Raw genomic sequence first — 21569 nt, 5'->3', positions numbered from 1 at the left:
TACAAGAAAATGGGGTTGGTACATTGAAGGCGATAAGAATAGGATGTGGAGCAGGCTATGCCGGAGACAGGATTGACCCTGCGAAAGAATTAGTAAAGAAAGGGAACCTGGATTATCTTATTTTAGAAGGATTGGCAGAGCGGACGACGGCAATTGCTCAACTTCAAAAAAGTGAAGATGCAGATAAAGGATACGGAGCTTTTTTAGAAGAGCGGATGGAAGAGCTGCTGCCTCTATGCAAAGAAAAGGGCACCACCCTCATTACAAATCTGGGAGCCGCTAATCCGAAAGCAGCTTTGAAGCATGTGGAGCGAATAAAAAAAGAATTAAAGCTGGATTCGTTACTAGCCGCAGCTGTCACAGGATCAGATGTACTGGAACAGATTCTGCCGACAGATAATAAGATTTGGGAAACGAAAGAAAAGTTGTCAGATACGGAGCTTGATATTATATCGGCTGATGCATATTTAGGTGTAGAGCAAATTCTTCCGGCTCTAAAAGAAGGAGCGGATATTATTATCACGGGAAGAGTAGCGGATCCGTCACTCTTTCTGGCTGCGATGGTATATGAATTCAGCTGGGAGCTGAATGATTGGCATAAGCTGGGGAAAGGGACGATTTTTTCCCATCTGCTTGAATGTGCAGCGCAAGTGACAGGCGGTTATTTTGCAGACACTTACTACAAGCAGATTGATGACTTATGGAATGTTGGCCTGCCTATTGTAGAAATTAATGAAGACGGAGAAGGCTTTATTACTAAGACACCGGGCACAGGAGGGAATGTAACCGTTCAAACCTGTAAAGAACAGCTACTCTATGAAGTGATGAATCCTTCAGAATATATCACTCCCGACGTCACAGCAGATTTTTCGAATGTCTATTTTACAGAGGAAGAACCAAACGTTATAAGAGTAGAGAACGGTTCGGGACGTGAAAGAACGGACACCTTAAAAGTGACGTTAGGAGTAGATAAAGGCTATCTCGGAGAAGGAATGATAAGCTACGCTGGGCATCATGCTCTGGAGAGAAGTAAGCTGGCTGAAAAAATCATTCAGGAAAGAATAAAAAAGCGATCACTTCGTTTTACAGATATCAAGTATGAATTACTCGGCTTAAATGCTCTTCACGGCAGCACAAGCTCTAACGAGAGAATAGAGCCTTATGAAGTGCTTCTTAGAGTGGCAGCATTGGCAGAGGACAAGTATCAGGCGGAACAAATTGGGAATGAAGTAGAATCTTTATGGTTGAATGGCCCCGGTGGACCGGGCGGGGTAAGGAAAAACACTAAAAGAGTGATTTCTGCCTATTCTACATTAATAGCAAGAGAAAGTATCGAAAGTCATATGATAACAAAGGATGAGGGATTGAATGGCACGAATCCAGCTGAAAGAAATCGCCCACGCCCGATCTGGGGATAAAGGTCAGAAAACAAATATCAGTCTAATTTTCTATGAACAAGGCATGTATGAAAAAGCAGAAGAGAAGGTCACAGCAGATAGAATAGAAGCCCATTTTTCTCATATTACTGATGGAGACGTGGAAAGGTATGACCTCCCGCAAATTGGAGCATTTAATTTCGTCATTAACCAAACGAGACCGTTGGGTGTTGCAGCTTCATTAGATTTTGATGCGCACGGGAAATCACTATCCTGGCATCTTCTGGAAATGGAAATAGAAGTGTAAGTTAGACTAAAAAGAGCTGTCCCCAAAAGAGGGACAGCTCTTTTTTTGTTTAGACTAAAGAGAAAAATTAGGATTTTGTTGTCTAAAATAAAAGATTACAATCATGAAAACAGGCGAAATGACTGATATAGAAAGAAAAAAAATAGTTTTATCATATGGAATGCTGCGGTTATAAACAATATGTCATCCGGTTGACATATCGAAAAATGAACGTTAAAATCATTAAAAGTAATCGGTTACACCTGAGAGGAGGAAAAGCTATGAAGTTTGCTTATTTTGCAGTTTTATTTTTATTATTGATTATTTTAAGCGGATGTAATGAAGAAGAAAGCAGTGGTACTGCAGGAGTAGAAACCATCAGTTTCTGGGTGCAGACGTCGCAGGAAAGTCCAGAAGGGGAAGTGATGCATGAAACGGTCCAGCAATTTAATAAAGAATACGAGGGTACGTATGAGGCAGAGATTGAATTCATTCCTCGCAGCGGAGGCGGCGGCGGCTATGAAGATAAAGTCAATGCCGCAGTCTCCACTGAGACACTGCCGGATGTGCTGACACTTGACGGTCCGAATACTGCTGCTTATGCAGAAGCAGATATTATTGCACCCATCGGTGAATATCTGTCGAACAAAGATGATTTTCTGCCGAGTATTATAGATCAGGGAACGTACGACGGGGAGCTTTATGCGATCGGCTATTCAGAATCAGGAGTCGGTATTTTTTACAATAAAGATATGTTTGAAGAAGCGGACATTGATTTAGATACGCTGCCGACAGTGGAAAACCCGTGGGACTGGAACGAATTTATGGCCGTCTCCAAAAAGCTGACGGAAACCTTTGAGGAGCCGGCAATTGATATGGGTCTTGACGATAAGAGTGAATGGTTAATGTATGCGTTTAATCCTTTTCTTTGGTCTCAAGGTGGAAATGTGGTGTCTGAAGACGGAGGGCAGGCAGTAGATGTCTTTAACAACGATGAGGGGTTAAAAACTATGTCCTTCCTGCAGGAAATGCAGAATAAAAATTATACCACGATTTCACCTGCAGAAAACGGATTTGAAACAGGGCGGTATCCTATGATGATGAGCGGCTCCTGGTCAATTCAGCAGCTGGAAACGAGCTATCAGGATATTGATTATGATATTTTGCCATACCCGGTTTCTCCGGACACAAATGAACTTGTTTCCCCTACCGGAAGCTGGCAGTATGCGATGTCGACGAGTGCGGAGAACAAAGAGGCGGCAGGAGCGCTGATTGATTTCATGACTACGACCGAAGCGCTTGTAGATATAAGTCTTGGCAATACGGTTCTTCCTGCCAGAAAGTCGGCGGCAGAGGAATTGGAGGATCAGGTTTCTCCTCAAATGAATAAATTGATTGAGCAAAATACTGCGTCTGGGCAGCCGCGTCCAGTAATACCTGCTTATCCGCAGGTAACAAGAGCGTTTCAGCAGACGATTACCGGCCTGTCCTTTTACGAGGATGAAGAAGAGCTGCAGCAGCTTCTTGATGAGAAGGCCCAAGAAATGCAGACAGCGATAGATCGGAGGAATCAATAATGGATGTCTCCAATAAATTAGCAGATCGGGAAAAAAAACAAGCCTTCAGTCTGGAAACTATAAAATTTCACATTCAACCGTTTTATTTTCTGCTTCCTGCCTTAGTGTTGTTAGGTACTTTCTTGTTTCTGCCTTCATTATTAACGATTTACTATGCATTTACCGATTACTATCTGCTTACACCTGATTCAAGGCAGTTTGTTGGTTTCAGTAATTTTACCCAGCTTTTCAGCGATCCTGTTTTTATTAAAAGCCTTCAGAATATAACCATTTTTGTGGTCTGTATTATTGTTGTTCAGGTAGGGGCAGCGCTGGGCCTCGCGCTGTTGATCAATAATACGAAAAAAGGAAATATCTTTCTGAAAGTGGCCTTCTTTTCACCCGTTGTGATGTCGTTAGTGGTGATTTCCGTATTGTGGCTCTACTTACTGAATCCTTCGGATGGATTGATTAACTCTATGCTTCAGGGAATAGGCATAGATGCTCAGCCGTTTTTAACGAGTCCGAATCAGGCAATTTTTGCAATTGTTTTCGTCTCTGCTTGGCAGGGAGCGGGCTACCAAATGCTTATATTTTTAGCTGGACTTCAAAACATTTCCAGGGAAGTGTATGAAGCAGGAAAAATTGATGGAGCGAATAAATGGAAGAGTTTTCTTCACATTACACTGCCGTTATTAAGGCCGACGACTACACTGATTGTCTTTACAACATTAATCGCAGCGTTTAAGTTAATCATCCAGCCGATGATTATGACGCAGGGCGGTCCGTTAAACTCTACAATGACACCGATTTATTACATTTATCAGACCGGTTTTACAGACCGGCTCGTAGGCTACTCAAGTGCCATGACGGTTGTATTCGGTGTTCTCATTGCCATTGTTACCTTCGTTCAGCGCAAATTGGCAAAGGAGGATATGTAAATGCCGGGAATAAAAAAAGTAGTGAAATATGGATTGTTGCTTTTACTGGCTCTATTTTTTATTTTTCCACTTTTATGGATGATTTCCTCCTCTTTGAAATCTGAGGAAAGCATCTACCAGGATTTAAATAGTGTACAGGCGCTGCTTCCATCGTTTCAAGTAAGTGAATGGCTGACCTCTTATGTGGAGCTGTTCGATCGATTTGATATTTTTAATTATTTATTCAACAGTATCTTATACGCGGCGATTGTCACGATCGGTTCGATTGTTATAAATGCAATGGCGGGATATGCATTTGCGAAATTTAAATTTTTCGGCAGAAATTTTCTGTTCAGCCTGCTGCTCGCGATGTTAATTGTACCCGTAGAAACCATCATTATTACTCAGTTTACGATTATTCATAACCTCGGCCTGGTGAATAACCGCTTAGCCGTAGTAATTCCGTTAATTGCGAATGCGTTTTTCATTTATTTATTTAGAAATTTCTTTAAGGCAGTGCCTGATTCAGTGATTGAGTCAGCCAAATTAGAAGGAGCGGGAAATTGGGCTATTTTCTGGAAAATCATGATGCCTATGTCCAAGCCGGCGATTGCTACCGTCGGCACACTGTCATTCATAGTCAGCTGGAATGATTATATCTGGCCATTAATGATATTAACCGATGCTGAAAAATTTCCTTTGCAGGTCGCGATTACAAATATAAATTCAACTGAGCCAGTGTATACGAATCAGATTATGGCGATATTGACGATCTCCACCATTCCGCTGATCATCGTTTATATTCTGGCCCAGAAATATCTTCTTCAAGGCCTGGGATCATCAGGAACAGGACAAAAATAAAAGTCTTATAAATGATTCGGAGGACAATAGATGAAAATGACAAATACAAACCACAGCAAACAAATTGAGCGGGCGATGCTTGCATTACAAAAACAAAAAAAAACCATTGAAAAGGCGCATTACCGATTAAACTATCATTTTATGGCTCCGGCCGGCTGGCTCAATGACCCAAACGGGCTCATTCAGCATAACGGATTGTATCACCTGTTTTATCAGCATCACCCTTATAATGCCGACTGGGGACCGATGCATTGGGGACACGCGGTCAGCTCAGATTTAATTGAGTGGCAGCACAAGCCGGCAGCGCTGGCTCCATCTGAAGTATACGATCATGAAGAAGCAAATGAGGATATTGGCTGCTTTTCAGGAAGCGCCGTGTCCTGCAGGGAAGAGCTTGTCTTAATATACACAGGTCATATAAGCGGAAGAACACCGAAGGAGGTACAGGCTGCTGCTGTATCACAGGATGGTATTCATTTTGAGAAAAAAAATAAGAATCCTATCATATCAGAACCTCCTTCCGGACTATCCGAGGACTTCCGCGATCCAAAAGTATGGAAGTATAACGATACATGGTATGTGGTAATAGGCTCAAGTATCAATGGAAATGGAGCGGTTTCTCTCTTTCAATCGAATGACTTGGACACCTGGGAGTATAGAGGGATAGCTTTAGAGGGTGACGGAACGCAGGGGGATATGTGGGAGTGTCCGGATTTATTTCCACTTGGTGAAAAGCATGCATTAGTTCTTTCTCCAATGAATATGGAAAATGGAAAAAATATTGTGATGATTGGCGATATGGATTACAGCACTGGAAAGTTTTTACCGGAGTCGCAGAAGGAAATTGACGATGGTTTAGACTTTTATGCAGCCCAGACTTTCCAGGATGAAAAGGGAAGATGGATATTAATTGCATGGATGGATACGTGGGAAACAGATTTTCCTACGAAGGCCGAGGGATGGGCGGGAGCGATGACCATTCCAAGGGAAGTAGTTTTGGATGAGCAGAATAAAGTGAAATTGTTGCCTGTGCGGGAATTAGAGAATCTGCGTGGTAACCAGCAGCAATTCAGCGATGTAGCTTTAAATGCTGGTGAGAGCTTTGATCTTAATGGAGATGGTGAGTTAGCGCACAGCTATGAGATAAAGGTTGATATTAAAATAAATGAAAATAAAGGGAAGGCTGGACTTCATCTGCGTGCTTCGTCCGACGGACAAGAAAAAACCCTGGTATACTACGATATGGAGACGAATGAGCTTGTAGTAGACTCGACAGCTTCTGGAGGTGCGACACAACCGAATATCAGTAAAACGGAAGTGGTTGTACAGGATACTATTTCTCTCCGACTCTTTATGGATACCTGTTCGTTAGAAGTATGTACCGGAGACGGCGGAGCCTGGATTACAAACCGCATTTACCCTGAGCCTGTGAATACCGGGATGCAGATTTATACGGAAAATACAAATGTCATGGTTGAAGAAGTGAATGTATGGAGTTTAAAGAAGGTAATAGAATAATAAAAAAACCGGCTGTTTGTTGCACTATCAATACAAGCAGCCGGTTTATTTTAATTTTAGATACAAGATAATGCAGCTAGTTTAAATGGTCTGACCAGCATGGAAGTACACATCGTGCCTTATATCGTCATGGCTGAGTGGTTTGGAGTCTTCTAATTGCTGGAGGAGCAGCGTTACTGCCGATTCTGCAATTTTTCTTGTGGGCTGGCACACTGTTGTAAGCTTTGGGAAGATGGTGCGGATGATATCTGTTCCATCATAACCTACTACCTTTAGCTGTTTTGGTATCGAAATGTTTCTTCTTTCCGCTTTTCTTATCACCGCGAGTGCCAATAAATCATCACTCGCAAATACTCCATCCAGGTCTGGCTTTTCCTCAAACATTTTATTAATTACATCATCCTGCTCTTTTTGGTCAAATACTCCAGAAATTTCGTAGGTCACATAAGGAAGGTTATGTTTTTTCATCACATCCTCATAAGCTTTTCTGCGCAGGTTCGCAGGAGTTTGAAGCTCAAAGGGACCGTTCAGATGAATAATGCGCTTACATCCTGTCCGAAGCAGCTGCTCTACAGCTAATTTTCCACCTTGATAATTATTGGATCCGACCACCGGGATATTTTTAGACAAATAGTGATCAATGGCTACCGTAGGTAAATTATGCTGATCATAATCCAGCAGACCTCGATTGTAGGTGCCAACAATAACACCGTCTACCTGGTTTCTTCGTAACATTTCCCAGTACTGCTTTTCTTTATCAATGTTGTTTAAACTGTTGCAGATCAAAGCTTTGTAGCCTTGTTCAGAACAAAAATTTTCTATTTCAGCAGTAAGCTCACCAAAAAAAGGATTTTTGGTAGTAGGTACGATCAGCCCGATAATATTAGTTTTTTTATTATATAAAGAACGTGCCAGGTCATTAGGAATATAATTGATCTGTTCCATTGCCCCATATACCTTTTTTTTCATCTCTTCACTGATGTATCCACGATTGTTCAGCACCCTTGATACTGTAGTTGCAGAGACACCGGCAACCTTTGCCACGTCTTGAATTTTCGGTTTCATAGAATGTGTATCCCCTTTAATTTCCCGCTGTATTACTAATGATTATAACCGAAATAAATGAACAAATAAATTAGGGCGGGGGGAAAGAAACACTAGAGTTTTTCAGGTGCATGATCTTATAATAAAATTGAATACTCAGAATAATTTAAAGAGAGGGGCAATAATGGTAAACGATAAAAAATACAGTGGGGTTTTTACGTTATTACTAACACCCTTTAATACAAATGGCGCAATTGATTGGGCCGGCTACGACAGGTATGTAGATTGGCAGCTTGAAGCAGGACCGCACGGATTATTCAGTGTATGCGGATCGAGTGAAATGGCCTGGCTCAGTCTCTCGGAAAGGCTGAAGCTTGCGAAGCAGGCAGCAGCACGTGCCGGTAATACGCCGGTGCTTGCCACCGCGAACGTTCATCCTCAGTCTTACTGGCATAAAGAGGAGCTTAAAAGAATGAGTGACACTGGTGTGAGCGGCATTGTTCTTGTACCGCCTGATAAGATGGGGACGGATCAGCAGCAGCTTGAGAATTATTTAAGGGAGCTTGCCGAATCCTCGGAACTGCCGGTATTTCTATACGAATGGCCGCAGAATCAACCAAATCTAATAGAAGCGGACGTGTGGGGCAGACTTTCTGAAATCTCGTCCATAAAAGGGATCAAGGATACAACGTGTACGATGGAGGATATTCAACACAAAATTAGTAGAAGTGCCGGGAACACCACAATTTTCCAGGCGAATACTCCATTTCTGCTTGATGCGGTCAAACAGGGAGCCGGAGGTATTATGGCAACGATTACGGCAGCGTTTAATGAATCTGTACTGGACTTTTGGAAAGAAGCGACAGTAAACCCAGATTCTAGGCACTCCAGTGAACTGCATCAACAATTAGTACTGCTCGACAGTGTGCAGCGTTTCGCTTATCCAGCAACCGCAAAACACCTGGCCAGCCTGCAGGGCATACCGATGTCCTCTTATTGCCGCTGGCCGGTTGAATTGTCGCGGGAAGCCGCTAAGGCAGTGGAAGTGTTTTATGAATCGTACCACGTCTGGAAGAGAAATTTAATTTAATTTGAAAAATTTCTCAATAAAAGTGCTTCAACCGCACTTCTGACAGGCATTCCTCTCTGCGCTCCCATTTGAGTGGCAGAAAGAGCAGCTGCGGCATTCGCAAACTGACAGGCTTTTTTTAGAGGCATTTTTTCTGTCAGGGCAACGGCAAGGGCTCCGTTGAAGGTATCGCCTGCTCCTGTTGTATCTATTACGTGAACTGAATAGGCAGGCACATGCTGCACGTTGTTCGGATATTCATAAAAAGCAGAGCCATCTTTCCCATGTGTAACAATGCATTTGTTTAAAATAGAGTGGTTGGTTGGCTTACATAAACCGTCCGCCTCAAGTTCATTCGGAGTCAGCCAGTCGACATTAGATAGAATATCTTCCGGGAGCTCCTGAATTGGAGCTGGATTCAGAATTACCAGGACATTGTTCTCTTTCGCTATGCGTATTGCTTCGCGAATGGCGGAAAGAGGGATTTCAAGCTGTATGAGTAACACATCAGCGTCTGCAATGCTGGAGGAGTGTGTATGTACGTACTCTGGTGTTACTTCGTTGTTTGCCCCTGGAACGACGATAATTTGATTTTCACCTTTTGAAACTGTAATGGAGGCAACTCCCGTGGAAATGTCAGGAACGCTCCTCACTCCATCCAGTTCAATGTTCTCGTTTTTCATACTTTGTAATAGGACGTCTCCAAAGGAATCAGAGCCGACACAGCCAATCATGCGCACTTCGGCCCCAAGCCGTGCCGCCGCTGCTGCCTGATTCGATCCTTTGCCGCCGGGGATTGTGACAAACTCTCTGCCAATAACTGTTTCTCCCTACTGCGGAAACTTCTCAGTAGAGGTTACCAGATCCATGTTTAAGCTTCCAACTACGGTTACTTTTGCAGTCATACCCTATCACTCCTTCCTTGCTGATTGAAAAAAACCCGCCCATGTGTGAGGAATGGACGGGATGGAAGCTACAATACTTATTTCTTAAGCTAAGGTAATCGACTTATCTGCATAGACGTCCTGCACAGCCCGGATAATGTCTGCACCTTCCTGCATGGGCCGCTGGAAGGCTTTACGGCCCATAATTAGACCCATGCCGCCGGCACGTTTGTTGATAACGGCGGTTTTTACTGCTTCATTTAAATCCCTTTCTGCTGATCCTCCGCCGGAATTAATAAGTCCGGCCCTCCCCATAAAGGAGTTGGCAACCTGGTAGCGGGTTAAATCAATTGGATGGTCAGTCGTTAAATTGGAGTAGACATCATCGTGTGTTTTTCCAAATTTCACGGTAGTGTAGCCTCGATTAGTAGTGGGGAGTTTCTGTTTTACAATGTCTGCCTGCAGACTTGCTGATAGATGAATGGCCTGCGAGGTTAAATCAGAAGCAGTATGGAAATCATCATCATCAGTTTTAAAGGCTGGATTGCGAAGATACGCCCACAGAATTGTGCCGAGGCCGAGCTCATGGGCACGCTCGAAAGCCTGGCTGACTTCCTGGATCTGGCGGCCGCTTTCCTCGGAGCCGAAATAAATCGTCGCTCCCACCGCCACACAGCCCATATTATATGCCTGTTCCACCGAACCGAACATGATCTGATCGTGAGTGTTTGGATACGTTAATAATTCATTGTGGTTAAGCTTTGCGATGAACGGAATTTTGTGGGCATAGTCTCTTGCCACCGATCCGAGCGCGCCGATGGTGGAAGCGACGGCGTTACATTCACTTTCAATGGCAAGCTTAATAATATTTTCCGGGTCAAAATAAATCGGGTTGGGGGCAAAGGAAGCCCCGGCCGAATGCTCGATTCCCTGGTCGACTGGAAGAATAGAAAGATACCCGGTCCCGTTCAGGCGTCCGTGATTAAACATGCTTTGCAGATTTCGAAGCACCACCGGGGTCCGGTCTGTGGATTTGTACACCCTGTCGACGAAATCAGGGCCGGGAACGTAAAGATCTTCTTTAGAAATCGTCTCACATTGATGGCCGAGCAGCGATTCTGCATCTTTCCCTAATAGTTCTTCCGTTGATGGCATCGTTCAACCTCCTGGATTTCAAATTTCTTTCTATTCAATTTATTCCCCTCGAAGCAGCGTCTAAACTGTGAATCTCCTTTTTGACTGAATAGTAGGTATAGGGTTGAAGAAATTAACATAGGTAACAGTCATATGGGAGTATAATCTTTCCCGGAACTTTATGCTTTTTATGAGGGAAGGAGATTGTGATTAAAAATGAAAAAACCAGCTGGAGTCAGTATCCAGCTGGTTTGTAAGACCACATATACAAATTTTATTACGTTACACTTATTAAAATTATATCAACGAATATTCATATTGCTTTAAAAATGAATATGTGTTATTTTTTAACAGAAACTTTAATATAATATTAAATCATAAAAATCCCTATCATAAATTATAAGGCAAAGTTTCTCTAAAGTCAATCCTAAATTTGCGATTTCTTAAGGAGTGGTTTTTCTGAACGAAGAATTTCAAAAAGAGCAGGAATATTTAGATAAGGTGATGAGAACCATTGCTGAGCAAATAAGCGAGGTAAAAGCAGATACTGCCAAGCGTAAAGAAGAAGTTGTGAATACCCGAAAACACTTTTGGGATGATCTTAAAGTAAACATGGATACGTTCGACGATTACCTTGAGACGATTATCGGGCTGAGACAACAGGCGCAGGATTTGTCAGTAAGACAAGGGACACATAGACATTATTCTAACAGGCTCTTGAGTCTTAAACGAATAGAGAACGTACCTTATTTCGGAAGGATCGATTTCGTTGAGAAGGGAACTAGTATACCGGAGAAAATTTATATCGGAATTTCGACGCTTACGGATGAAACAAGCGAAACCATCCTGATTTACGATTGGAGAGCTCCGATTTCGAGTGTCTATTATGATTACCCTCCTGGACCGGCGGAATATTCTACTCCTGGAGGAATTATTCAAGGGGAACTTGAGAAGAAGTGGCAGTATAACATCAGACATGGTGCGATCGATTCAATGTTTGATACTAGTCTTACGATCGGAGACGAAGTCCTGAAGGAAGTGCTTGGTAAAGGTTCTAATAAATATATGCAAAGTATAGTCGCGACGATTCAAAGAGAACAAAATAAAATAATTCGACACGTTCGAGGGAGACTATTAATTGTCCAGGGGGCAGCGGGGAGTGGCAAGACTTCGGCAGCTCTCCAAAGGATCGCTTATTTTCTCTATAAGTATCGGGAAAATCTAAAGGCAAATCAAATCATCTTATTTTCTCCCAACAATATGTTCAGTAGTTATGTATCTCATGTGCTTCCCGAACTTGGAGAAGAGAATATGAAGCAGGAAACCTTTCAGGAGTATCTGGAATACCGGCTGGGTCGTTCGTTTAATGTGGAAGATCCTTATGAACAGTTGGAGTATGTGCTGAAAGCCACTGATGACACTTCTTATAAAATACGAAAAGCCGGTATACAATTTAAGTCGTCATCCAGTTTCTTTGAAGGTATCAAAAGGTATCGGGAATCATTAGAGCTGACCGGCATGATTTTTAAAGGAATAAAATTTCGCGGACAGACGCTCTTTTCCTCTAAACAAATTACAGATATTTTTTATAGTAAGGATACTTCACTTCATTTTCATAATAGAATTGATAAGTTGAAAGAATGGTTAATGAATGAGATTAATAAAATTGAAAAAATAGAGCTAAAAAAGCCATGGGTACAGGAAGAAATCGAACTGCTCAGCAAAGAAGATCTTCAGAAGGTATATATTCAATTAGAGAAGACAGATGAATTTAATGAAGATTCCTTTGAGTTTTACGAAAGAGAGCACGAATTGCTTGCCCGTATGATCGTACGAAGGAAGTTGAAGTCTTTACGTAAGAGAGTAGAAGCACTTCAGTTTATAAATATTAAAGAATTATACAAGCAGCTTTTTGATAATTCTATCAGTATTAAGTTATGGAATGAGAACATTATTCCTTCAGAGTGGAGTGAAATATGCTTTACGACAAGAAAGTTGCTGGACGAAGGAAATCTGGTGCAAGAGGATGCAACCCCGTTTTTGCTGTTAAAGGAGCTCATTCAAGGCTTTCAGTCAAACACTTCTATTAAACACGTGCTTATAGATGAAGCCCAGGATTATTCTGTTTTTCAATTTGAATTTTTAAAGAGGTTATTTCCAGCTGCCAGGATGACGGTGCTGGGGGACTTTAATCAGGCCATATTTGCTCACGCCGATAATATGGTGGACTTTCATTCTCTTACCAGCTTATTTGGGCATAGTGAAACGGAAAGTATTACATTACACCGCAGTTATAGGTCGACGAAGCAAATAATTGAGTTTACACGCGAACTAATTCCGGATGGTGAAAAAATAAGTGCTGTTGACCGGGAAGGAGAGATGCCGGCACTTACCAGGTTGTCGAGCCATTCTGAATTGAACGGGAAAATACTTTCTAAAGTAGAATACTTTCAAAAAAGTGGATATAAGACGATCGCAATAATTTGTAAATCAGCTGCAGAAAGTTCTTTCGCCTATGATTCTCTTGGTGCGATAAGCAGTCTTAAACTCGTAAAGAAAAACACCGAAGAGTATGAACAGGGTGTTGTTGTTATCCCTGCATACCTGGCAAAAGGGATAGAATTCGATACTGTCATTATTTATAATGCCTCCTCTCAAATATATGGAGAGGAAAGCCTGCGCAGATTGTTTTATACTGCGTGTACGAGAGCCATGCATCACCTGCACATTTACAGTGTCGGCGAACCTAGTCCCTTTTTAAGAAATATTAGAGCGGAAAAATTTCTACTAACTCAGGAGTAATATTGAAAAAGCTTCTTTCCAGGGTTAAAGACGGAAAGAAGCTTTTTCATTTATCAGGAGGGAGCATGAGGAGTAGATTTCCTGCATACAATGATGGAAACCATTTCTTAATTAAAGACCGCCTGACAGGCCAGCCTGTAATTTTCATTCACTTTTTCGCCGAGTCTTTTCTCTTCTGCATTATTAACAGGCTGCAACATTGCCTTTCCTTCCCAAACCTTTACCTGACATTTCCCACATGTTCCTTTTTTGCACTTATAATCAAGATTTATTTTTTGATCAAGGGCTGTATCGAGAACGGTCTGCTGCTGCACAGGATTTACTGTAAATCGAGAATTATTCTGCTCCATTTTAAGCTGACGCCTTACAGGATTTTGTAATGGTTTATGTACAGAAATGGAGGCAGTGGAATTTTTCTTTTCTGCCTGAGGCACAGGGGGAGCGCCTGGTTTTAAAGAGCCAATAGTTAATTTTTTCAAAATTTGTCTCCTTTCAATAATTTATTATTATGTTCAAAATATTCTTGACTGAATGAGAAATATCAATTACAATGATGATAATGAGAATCGTTATCACCAAAGCGGGTATGATGAAAAGGAGAGGTAATCATCATGAGTAATCAAATTAATGGCTTTGACGATATGAATACCGTCCTTGCGAATGAAAGAAAAATCGGAGGTGTCATTGAAAGCGATTATCTCCGTTTATCGACTGGGGATGAATACAATAATGTCTGCATCACAAAAGTCGAGCTGATTGGTTCGGCATTGTGTTCAATAGGATGCGTTACGGAAGACGGGCAGCAATTAATTGTGAATGCAAAAGAAGTCAGCATCATCTACCAGCCGCAACATAAAAAAATCTACGAGCTGAAGAACCAGGCGTTTAAACATACAAAGATGAACCAAAAAAAGAAGTATTTAAAGCGTCTTTTTGAATTGAACAACGGCAGCCACAACCCTGTATTCTTAGAGGAAGCGATGCTGGTAATCGAAGACATAGGCTTAAAAAATGTAAAGCAGGAAGTGGACGTAAGCGCCATTTATTCCGAAGAAAAAGTATATACGATTGCTTAATGATGAAAGGTCAGGACTCACACCGGGTCCTGACCTTTTCGCGTTATAAGGGAGGAATATCCCAGAGGACATACGATCCGTTATTTTCCAATTAAAGTTGGTAACCGGCATTGTTACTGGATATTCAACCGCTTTGAATATTTATTATTACTCCTCAGAATCCTCAAGTGTGCAGATTGCGGTAGGGCGCTTGATCCGCAAAACAATTGATTCATAAACCCTGAAGAGATAGTTCATGTTTTCTTCATCTAAAAACGATGTATCAAAATCACTGGCAATCGCAAGGTCAAGGTTTTGTTTTCCGGCATCGACTACAACACCACGGCTGCCCCTGATCATTGGTGACTGAAACACGCCTGCCGTCATAAGCTCACGCACATGCTCGATTTCAAGTACATGAGTGTCCTGGTGAACACGATGAATAAGTGCATAGAGCTCAGGGGAAAGCACTAAGGCAAATGGTCCTGTGTGGCCCATCTTCAATAATTTATTCCTCGCTTCCACTACATCTGTAAATGCATTTCCCGATTTCATCCAGTCACTGCGAATGTGAGAAAGCTTCCCTTTAATATTCATAATCCCTTTTAAACCAAATTCTTCTGAACCGTTGAAAATAAGGTCATCCTCGAGAAGAGCGCACTGCTGAGCGGCGTTTGCTGAAGCCGAAAAGTCAATTGGGCTTGACAGTGTTTTCGCCTGTTGGATATCTCTCCAGAAGAGGATAAAATCTTTATATAAAAGTGGAACTGTAAGATTGATGCGCCTCGTCGGGTTCGAAAGCTCTGAATCAGCCCCGTGCAGACTCATTCCTCCGCGGCCGGGAGCCTCGTAGATATCCGTCGGAAAGGACTGCACGCCTTCACCGAGCGGACCGTAAATATCAATAAACCGTCTGCCGACGAGCTGCTTCTTCGCATGCTCGAACACTGTCTGGTCAAGTTCATTCCATTCATTGCTGTTTAATGGCGAATCTGCAAACAAAGTTGTCTTATCCATGTCTTAGCCCTCCAATTTAATACTTTAAACTGCCTACTGTGAGTCGTTTTTTACTGTGCTGTGGGGTCGACTGCCCGGAGCTGCCGGAATGAGTATCCGTCGGGGCATACGTATCTAATTTTAATCGTTCGTCGATATCTTCTTTTTCATCGGTCGGAACGGAGGTCTTAAAGGAAAGTCCACCTTTAAATTCTTCGTTCAGCTGATCGAGAAGCTGCTTTGTCAGCTGATAGTCCTCTGAAGTCATGTCCCGCAAAGATTGGATCGGCTTTTCCAGCTCGGTATCTTTAAAAGTGTATAAAGAAAGGTCTAAGTGTTCTAAGAAGTTATGTAGCCCGAATTTTTCCAGACTGATGTCCTGCAGAAGGTGAACGAATTCACTGTCTTCAGTAGTAATCGTGGAATCGTCGGCATTGATGGATTGCAGGGCAGGAAGCAGATGCTCTAATCGGTCAAAGCGATGATCTTCTTCTTCGTAAATATGGTGCCAGTAAAGCCGTTCATGATCATCCTTCGCTTCTTCAATAACAGGTGTGATGATGTCTTTAAATTCATTTAATGCTGTTCGGGTCCTTGAAAAAATATCCTCAAGGTTCGAAAAAGTTGCGTTGGATTCCATAGCTGCACCTCCAGTTTAAAAATTCAAACATTTTTACCATTGTAACCGATATTTTTCTGTTTAAACAAGTTTTCAGTCATATTAATTTGGGCATAGCTAATAATTTGCGAACATGAAACTCCATTATTCTTCTTTTCCACCGAAGCATGGGGATATCCCTTGGAAAGGTAAGATTTCTCTCAGGGAGAGAAGTTTTCCCAGAAAGTGAAGCTGTATCCACTTTTCCGAGAGTTGTATCCGCGTATGAAAAGATGCTATCCACTGGAGAAGGCGGTTTTCCCGTAGGAAATATCGTTATCCTCTAAAAGAGGCTATTAATGACCGAAGTCGAGTGATATCCCTTGATAAATTATGATATCCCTAGAGAGGGGAACTATACCTCGGAAAGAGAAGCTTTATCCATTTTTTCCTGTGTGGTATTCACGTAAGGAAAGTTGATTTCCGCTGGAAAGGGCAGTTTTCCCGCGGGAAATGTAGATATCCCCTCCACCGGGACTATAACCACCGAAGCCAAGTAGAGGAATCCATGAAGAAATAGAGGGGGCAAAATATTTCATACAAAAAAAGACCGCCCTGAAAGCGGCCTCTATCTAATTCACTAGAGATATTAAGGCTTTAACACAACTTTTATATTGTTATCTTCCTTGGCATCAAAAATTTTGTAGCCTTTTGCTGCCTCTTCAAGAGGAAGCGGATGAGTGATAATATCGGTAGGGTCCAGAAGCTTGTTTTCTACCATTTTATATAGGCTCGGCATCATGTGAATGACGGGCGCCTGACCCATTGTTAACGCGACATTTCGAGTAAAGAAGTCACCGATAGGGAAATTGTTGGCCTCTGTTCCATAAACACCTGTCAGCTGTACGACGCCAAATTTCCGTACTGCCTGTGAGGCGGTTATGATCGGACTGATAGTGCCGAACTGATTTTCACCTTCGGAACCAAATTCAGTATTCGGAGGAACGGTGCCGTCCATTCCTACAAACAACTTCGGCGCCGCCATTCGTAGTTTCGTGAAGAATTTTTCCGATTTCCTCATTCTTACTGAAGTTATACGTTTCTACATGATTGGTTCGTTTTGCATGCTCAAGCCGGTGGGGGACTTGATCCACGGCGATGACCCGTTCTGCACCTTTCATCCACGCAAACTTTTGAGTCATCAGCCCAATTGGCCCGCAGCCTAGAACGATTACAGTATCTCCATAAGTTACACCGCTGTTTTCAACGCTCCAATAAGCTGTTGGCATTACATCAGATAAAAATAGGACGGCCTCATCTTCAAGCTCACTACTTTCCGGAACTTTAAAGGAAGTAAAATCTGCATATGGAACTCGTAAATACTCGGCCTGACCACCAGGGAAGCTGCCGAAATCCTCTGAAAAACCGAATAAGCCTCCCATTTCATTATGGGGATTCGAATTATCGCATTGGCTTTCCATCTGGTGGCTGCAATAGTAGCACTCACCGCATCCGATATTAAAAGGAATAACGACACGGTCTCCTTTTTTTAATGTTTTAACCTCGGGACCGGTCTCTTCTACAATTCCCATCGGTTCATGCCCGATCACATAATCCTCTGGGGCAGGAATGCCGCCTTTATACAAATGCAAGTCAGAACCACAAATTCCGCTTGCTGTTATTTTGACAATCATGTCATCGCTTCGCTGAATGGAGGGGGCTTCTACTTCCTTGACCTGCATATTTTCCTTGCCTTGATACGTAACTGCTTTCATGATAACACCCTTTCCTCTTTACTATGAAGCTGTCTATTTCTATTCACGAAATAGATAAGTCATAAACATTATCTGGTAATTGGAAAGCTTGGAAAGAGGAAAAAGACATGCAAAAAAGGAGGCAGGTGACGCCCAGCCTCCACAGCATATGTAATTATCATTAATCATCAGTCAGCAGTGAACTCCCAGACAGGGAGTGGATCTTTCAGTTCTGCCCAGTCCATTTTCATCTCTTTATCATTCAGGACGCATTCATTTAGCATACTTGTTGTATCCTCAGCACTCAAATGCTTTCCAATGATCACAAGCTCTGTACAGCGGTCGCCATACTTTGTGTCCCAATGCTGCAACGTTTCAGGCTCTTCTTTTAAAAGCAGCTGCTTATCCACTTCAGGAAGCGAATCGACCCAGCGTCCGGCTGGTTCAAATAAAACGGATGCACCAGCCTGGCTGAGTACAATGGCTTCATCATTTCGTACCGCAGTCCAAATTATGCCTTTGGTGCGGATGATATTTTCCGGCCATGTGTGAAGGAGATCCCAAAGTCGTTCAGCATGAAAAGGCCGGCGGCTGCGGTACACAAAGCTTGATATCCCGTATTCCTCAGTTTCTGGAATGTGCTCCAGCTGCTGTAATTCCCTCAGCCATCCGGGGGACTGGGCAGCAGCTTCAAAATCAAATTTTTCCGTATTCAACAGCTGGGCTGGTGATACTTTACCATGGCTGCAGCGAATCAGTTCTGCACGAGGCTGCATTTTTTTCAATACTGCTTTTAGTTCTTGCAAATTTGTTTCACTCACGAGATCTGTTTTATTAAGCAAAAGGACATCACAAAATTCAATCTGGTCGATCAATAAATCGGAAACATCCCGCGTATCCTCCTCATTTACGGCCTGCTTTCGATCGAGCAGGCTTTCTCCTGATCCGTAGTCATTCCAGAACTGAAAAGCGTCCACTACCGTCACCATCGTATCCAGCCTGGAAATCTCAGATAAGTCAATGGACGAATCTTCATCTTTATAAGTAAATGTCTGAGCAACCGGTATCGGTTCTCCTATACCAGTGGACTCTATTAATATATAATCATACCGGCCTTCCTCTGCAAGACGCTGCACTTCCTCCAGTAAATCATCTCTCAGAGTACAGCAAATACAGCCATTGCTCATTTCTACAAGAGTTTCTTCCGTAAAGGAAAAGCTTTCATTATCTGAAATCATGCTGGCATCTACATTTATTTCTCCAAGATCATTTACAATGACGGCTGCCCTTATTCCTTCTTTATTGTGGAGGATATGATTTAATATAGTTGTTTTCCCAGCCCCGAGGTACCCGCTCAGTACGGTAACTGGTATGCGCTTATCAGTGGTCACTATACATTCTTCCTCTCCTGTGATATATTTCAAATCGTAACTATTACGATTTATACTAAAGTTTATCTGCAAAACTGTCAAATAAAAAGGAAGTGATAGAGATGAAGAAGTGGGTGATTGTTGGTGGAGGCGTACACGGATGTACACTCGCTATATATCTTCGTAAAAACGATCTGGTATCTATAGATGAACTGGCAATTATTGATCCTCATCCGACTCCGCTGCAAAGCTGGAGCAGCTGTGCCAATGCCGTAGGGATGAAATTTTTACGTTCTCCTTCTGTCCACCACATTGATGTGGCACCATTCAGCCTGGAAAGATTTGCGAAAAAGAATAATTGGTCCTCCTCTCACTTTCTTGGCCGTTTCGATAGACCGTCACTGGAGTTATTTCACGCTCATTCGATGCATTCAATAGAAGAGAACGGTCTAAGGGACTGCTTTTGTCAGGCGAAGGTCAAGGCTGTCAATAAAGCACGCGGCTATTGGGAGGTGAGACTTGAAGATGGAAGAAAAATGCGTACAGAAAAAGTTGTTCTGGCCATGGGGATGAGAGAGCATACTATTCAGCCCGACTGGGCAGATAACGAGCCGGTGTCACAGCATGTATGGCATATTTTCGATGAAAAGAAGAGAAATGATGCCGGCGTTCAACCACCACTGGCTGTGGTAGGTGGTGGAGTCAGCGCGGTACAAACGGCTTTGAAATGGAGCAGAAGATTTCCCGGAGCCGTTACGCTTATTATGAAAAAACCCCCGGAAATTCATACGTTTGATTCTGATCCTGGCTGGCAGGGCCCAAAATATATGAATCAGTTTAAAAAGGAATCCAGTTACCGAAAACGCAGAAAAATGATCCGGGAAGCTCGTCATAAAGGGTCCATTATGAAAGACCTTTCCATACAATTAACCCGTGAACGAAAGAAACAGACATTACATACCGTCACCGGAAGCATTACTGGTCTACAAAAAATTCGTGATAAATTTACGATTCATCTTGAAAGTGGCCGGGAAATTGAGATCAGCTCGGTAATCTTAGCCACAGGGTTTGTGAATAGGATTCCTGGCGCCGACTGGTTGGCGGATACGATTAACGAGGAAAGTCTATTATGCGGAGAATGTGGCTTTCCAATTCCAAAGCCGGAAACTCTCGAGTGGACTAAGGGGCTCCATGTAATGGGTGCGCTCTCTGAATTAGAAGTGGGGCCGACGGCGCGTAACATTGCGGGAGCAAGGAAAGCTGCTGAACGAATTGCATCAGCAGCAGACTTCTACTAAATACCAATCTGCTTCTGTTAACGCATTCAAGCTTAGATATGATACTATTAAGGTGCATATATGCGTAACTGAGTATTGGGGGAATTAGTAGTGAATCCAGAGCGTTCCGCCTTACAAAATGTCATAGGAAACATTGAACGCGTCGTCGTAGGCAAACGCGAAGAAATAGAATTAAGTCTCACGGCGCTTCTGGCCAAAGGACATGTACTGCTTGAGGATGTACCCGGTGTAGGTAAGACGATGATGGTGCGTGCCATCGCACGTTCTATCGGTGCAGAGTTCAAACGGATCCAGTTTACGCCGGACCTGCTGCCGTCTGACGTTACTGGAGTTTCCATTTATAATCAAAAAACAATGGCTTTTGAATTCCGGCCCGGCCCGGTGATGGGCAATGTCCTGCTCGCTGATGAAATTAACCGTACATCGCCGAAGACGCAGTCAGCACTTCTGGAAGCGCTCGAGGAGAGCAGTGTGACAGTCGACGGCAAAACGAGGCCGTTGAAAAGTCCATTTTTTGTCATGGCCACCCAGAATCCGATTGAATACGGAGGAACTTACCCTCTTCCGGAAGCGCAGCTGGACCGGTTTCTGTTGAAATTAAAGATGGGTTATCCGTCCAGGGAAGATGAAATGGAAGTGTTAAATAGAGTAGAGGACCATCATCCAATTGAAGATATCCATGACGTCCTTTCTTTAGAAGAAGTGCAGCGCATGCAGGAAGCGGTGCGGAAGGTTTATGTCGATGATTCGGTAAAACAATACATTATCACTATTACAGGAGAAACAAGAACCCACCGGGATGTATTTCTTGGTGTGAGTCCGCGCGGTTCCATAGCCCTGATGAAAGCAGGTCAGGCATACGCCTACTTAAAAGGCAGAGAGTATGTAATCCCGGACGATATTAAATTTCTCGCCCCTTATGCCCTTTCCCACCGTATTATTTTACGGACTGACCTGCAGATGGCGGAGAAAGCCGGTGAGGATGTTATCAGAGAGATACTCTCAGTGCTGAGAGTACCTGTATCTAAAAGAGAAGCGGTGCGCTGAT

The 21569-nt window shown here is 42.8% G+C and carries 18 protein-coding genes and 1 pseudogene; 11 read left to right on the top strand and 8 right to left on the bottom strand.

Annotated features, from left to right (window positions below; translation table 11 throughout):
* Positions 1–23 precede the first annotated feature (23 nt).
* The 6 genes from ACE4RR_RS05380 (at position 24) to ACE4RR_RS05355 (ending at position 6517) form a co-directional block, all read left to right on the top strand.
* Positions 24–1418, top strand: coding sequence for an acyclic terpene utilization AtuA family protein (locus ACE4RR_RS05380; RefSeq protein ID WP_375534373.1), 1395 nt, complete (start codon positions 24–26; stop codon positions 1416–1418).
* Positions 1369–1683 (top strand): AtuA-related protein, encoded by a 315-nt coding sequence (locus ACE4RR_RS05375; RefSeq protein WP_375534372.1) that lies wholly within the window; start codon positions 1369–1371, stop codon positions 1681–1683. The genes ACE4RR_RS05380 and ACE4RR_RS05375 overlap by 50 nt, the downstream gene beginning before the upstream one ends.
* A 260-nt stretch (positions 1684–1943) precedes the next feature.
* Entirely contained in the window at positions 1944–3239 is a 1296-nt protein-coding gene (locus ACE4RR_RS05370) for an ABC transporter substrate-binding protein (RefSeq protein WP_375534371.1), read from the top strand.
* Positions 3239–4159 carry a carbohydrate ABC transporter permease gene (locus tag ACE4RR_RS05365; protein WP_375534370.1) on the top strand — a complete coding sequence of 307 codons (921 nt, stop codon included), beginning with the start codon at positions 3239–3241 and terminating at the stop codon, positions 4157–4159. Before ACE4RR_RS05370 ends, ACE4RR_RS05365 begins: the two co-directional genes overlap by 1 nt.
* Positions 4160–4999 carry a carbohydrate ABC transporter permease gene (locus tag ACE4RR_RS05360; protein WP_375534369.1) on the top strand — a complete coding sequence of 280 codons (840 nt, stop codon included), beginning with the start codon at positions 4160–4162 and terminating at the stop codon, positions 4997–4999. It begins immediately after the preceding gene.
* A gap of 30 nt (positions 5000–5029) precedes the next feature.
* Positions 5030–6517: a glycoside hydrolase family 32 protein gene (locus ACE4RR_RS05355; RefSeq protein ID WP_375534368.1), complete on the top strand. Its 1488-nt coding sequence runs from the start codon at positions 5030–5032 to the stop codon at positions 6515–6517.
* 81 nt (positions 6518–6598) lie between these two features.
* Here ACE4RR_RS05355 and ACE4RR_RS05350 read toward each other — a convergent pair whose 3' ends face one another.
* Positions 6599–7582 (bottom strand): LacI family DNA-binding transcriptional regulator, encoded by a 984-nt coding sequence (locus tag ACE4RR_RS05350; protein ID WP_375534367.1) that lies wholly within the window; start codon positions 7580–7582, stop codon positions 6599–6601.
* Positions 7583–7745: 163 nt separating this feature from the next.
* Between ACE4RR_RS05350 and ACE4RR_RS05345 the strand changes: the two genes are divergently transcribed.
* Positions 7746–8651: a dihydrodipicolinate synthase family protein gene (locus ACE4RR_RS05345; RefSeq protein WP_375534366.1), complete on the top strand. Its 906-nt coding sequence runs from the start codon at positions 7746–7748 to the stop codon at positions 8649–8651.
* On the opposite strand, the gene ACE4RR_RS05340 is transcribed toward ACE4RR_RS05345, so the two are convergent.
* Together ACE4RR_RS05340 and ACE4RR_RS05335 are read right to left on the bottom strand one after the other, a co-directional pair.
* Complete coding sequence (locus tag ACE4RR_RS05340; protein WP_375534432.1) at positions 8648–9448, bottom strand: PfkB family carbohydrate kinase; 801 nt, start codon at positions 9446–9448, stop codon at positions 8648–8650. The genes ACE4RR_RS05345 and ACE4RR_RS05340 overlap by 4 nt on opposite strands.
* 171 nt (positions 9449–9619) lie before the next feature.
* The gene (locus ACE4RR_RS05335; RefSeq protein WP_375534365.1) at positions 9620–10669 is read right to left on the bottom strand and encodes a class I fructose-bisphosphate aldolase; all 1050 of its coding nucleotides are present in this window, start codon (positions 10667–10669) and stop codon (positions 9620–9622) included.
* A 438-nt stretch (positions 10670–11107) separates the two neighbouring features.
* Here ACE4RR_RS05335 and helD point away from each other — a divergent pair, with 438 nt between their 5' ends.
* Positions 11108–13450 carry an RNA polymerase recycling motor HelD gene (gene helD / locus ACE4RR_RS05330; protein ID WP_375534431.1) on the top strand — a complete coding sequence of 781 codons (2343 nt, stop codon included), beginning with the start codon at positions 11108–11110 and terminating at the stop codon, positions 13448–13450.
* Between the two features lie 107 nt (positions 13451–13557).
* Here the strand turns inward: helD and ACE4RR_RS05325 are convergent, their stop codons facing one another.
* Positions 13558–13929 (bottom strand): 2Fe-2S iron-sulfur cluster-binding protein, encoded by a 372-nt coding sequence (locus ACE4RR_RS05325; protein WP_375534364.1) that lies wholly within the window; start codon positions 13927–13929, stop codon positions 13558–13560.
* Positions 13930–14061: 132 nt separating this feature from the next.
* Here ACE4RR_RS05325 and ACE4RR_RS05320 point away from each other — a divergent pair, with 132 nt between their 5' ends.
* A complete protein-coding gene (locus ACE4RR_RS05320) occupies positions 14062–14526 on the top strand; it encodes a hypothetical protein (RefSeq protein ID WP_375534363.1) in 465 nt (154 codons plus the stop codon).
* A 147-nt stretch (positions 14527–14673) separates the two neighbouring features.
* Here the strand turns inward: ACE4RR_RS05320 and ACE4RR_RS05315 are convergent, their stop codons facing one another.
* The 4 genes and pseudogenes from ACE4RR_RS05315 to ACE4RR_RS05300 all read right to left on the bottom strand — a co-directional run bounded on the left by ACE4RR_RS05315 (position 14674) and on the right by ACE4RR_RS05300 (position 19244).
* The gene (locus tag ACE4RR_RS05315; RefSeq protein ID WP_375534362.1) at positions 14674–15522 is read right to left on the bottom strand and encodes a family 1 encapsulin nanocompartment shell protein; all 849 of its coding nucleotides are present in this window, start codon (positions 15520–15522) and stop codon (positions 14674–14676) included.
* Positions 15523–15538: 16 nt separating this feature from the next.
* A complete protein-coding gene (locus ACE4RR_RS05310; protein WP_375534361.1) occupies positions 15539–16141 on the bottom strand; it encodes an IMEF encapsulin system ferritin-like cargo protein in 603 nt (200 codons plus the stop codon).
* Positions 16142–16748: 607 nt separating this feature from the next.
* Positions 16749–17874: pseudogene (locus ACE4RR_RS05305) on the bottom strand (alcohol dehydrogenase catalytic domain-containing protein).
* 167 nt (positions 17875–18041) lie between these two features.
* Positions 18042–19244 carry a GTP-binding protein gene (locus ACE4RR_RS05300; RefSeq protein WP_375534360.1) on the bottom strand — a complete coding sequence of 401 codons (1203 nt, stop codon included), beginning with the start codon at positions 19242–19244 and terminating at the stop codon, positions 18042–18044.
* Positions 19245–19345: 101 nt separating this feature from the next.
* Here ACE4RR_RS05300 and ACE4RR_RS05295 point away from each other — a divergent pair, with 101 nt between their 5' ends.
* Both ACE4RR_RS05295 and ACE4RR_RS05290 read left to right on the top strand, forming a co-directional pair.
* Entirely contained in the window at positions 19346–20521 is a 1176-nt protein-coding gene (locus ACE4RR_RS05295; RefSeq protein ID WP_375534359.1) for an FAD/NAD(P)-binding protein, read from the top strand.
* A 90-nt stretch (positions 20522–20611) separates the two neighbouring features.
* Positions 20612–21568: an AAA family ATPase gene (locus tag ACE4RR_RS05290; protein WP_375534358.1), complete on the top strand. Its 957-nt coding sequence runs from the start codon at positions 20612–20614 to the stop codon at positions 21566–21568.
* Position 21569: the final 1 nt, after the last annotated feature.

This window comes from Alteribacillus sp. HJP-4, from assembly GCF_042139015.1.
Classification (GTDB): domain Bacteria; phylum Bacillota; class Bacilli; order Bacillales; family Marinococcaceae; genus JBHIKY01.
This window is presented reverse-complemented; position numbering and strand designations above follow the sequence as displayed.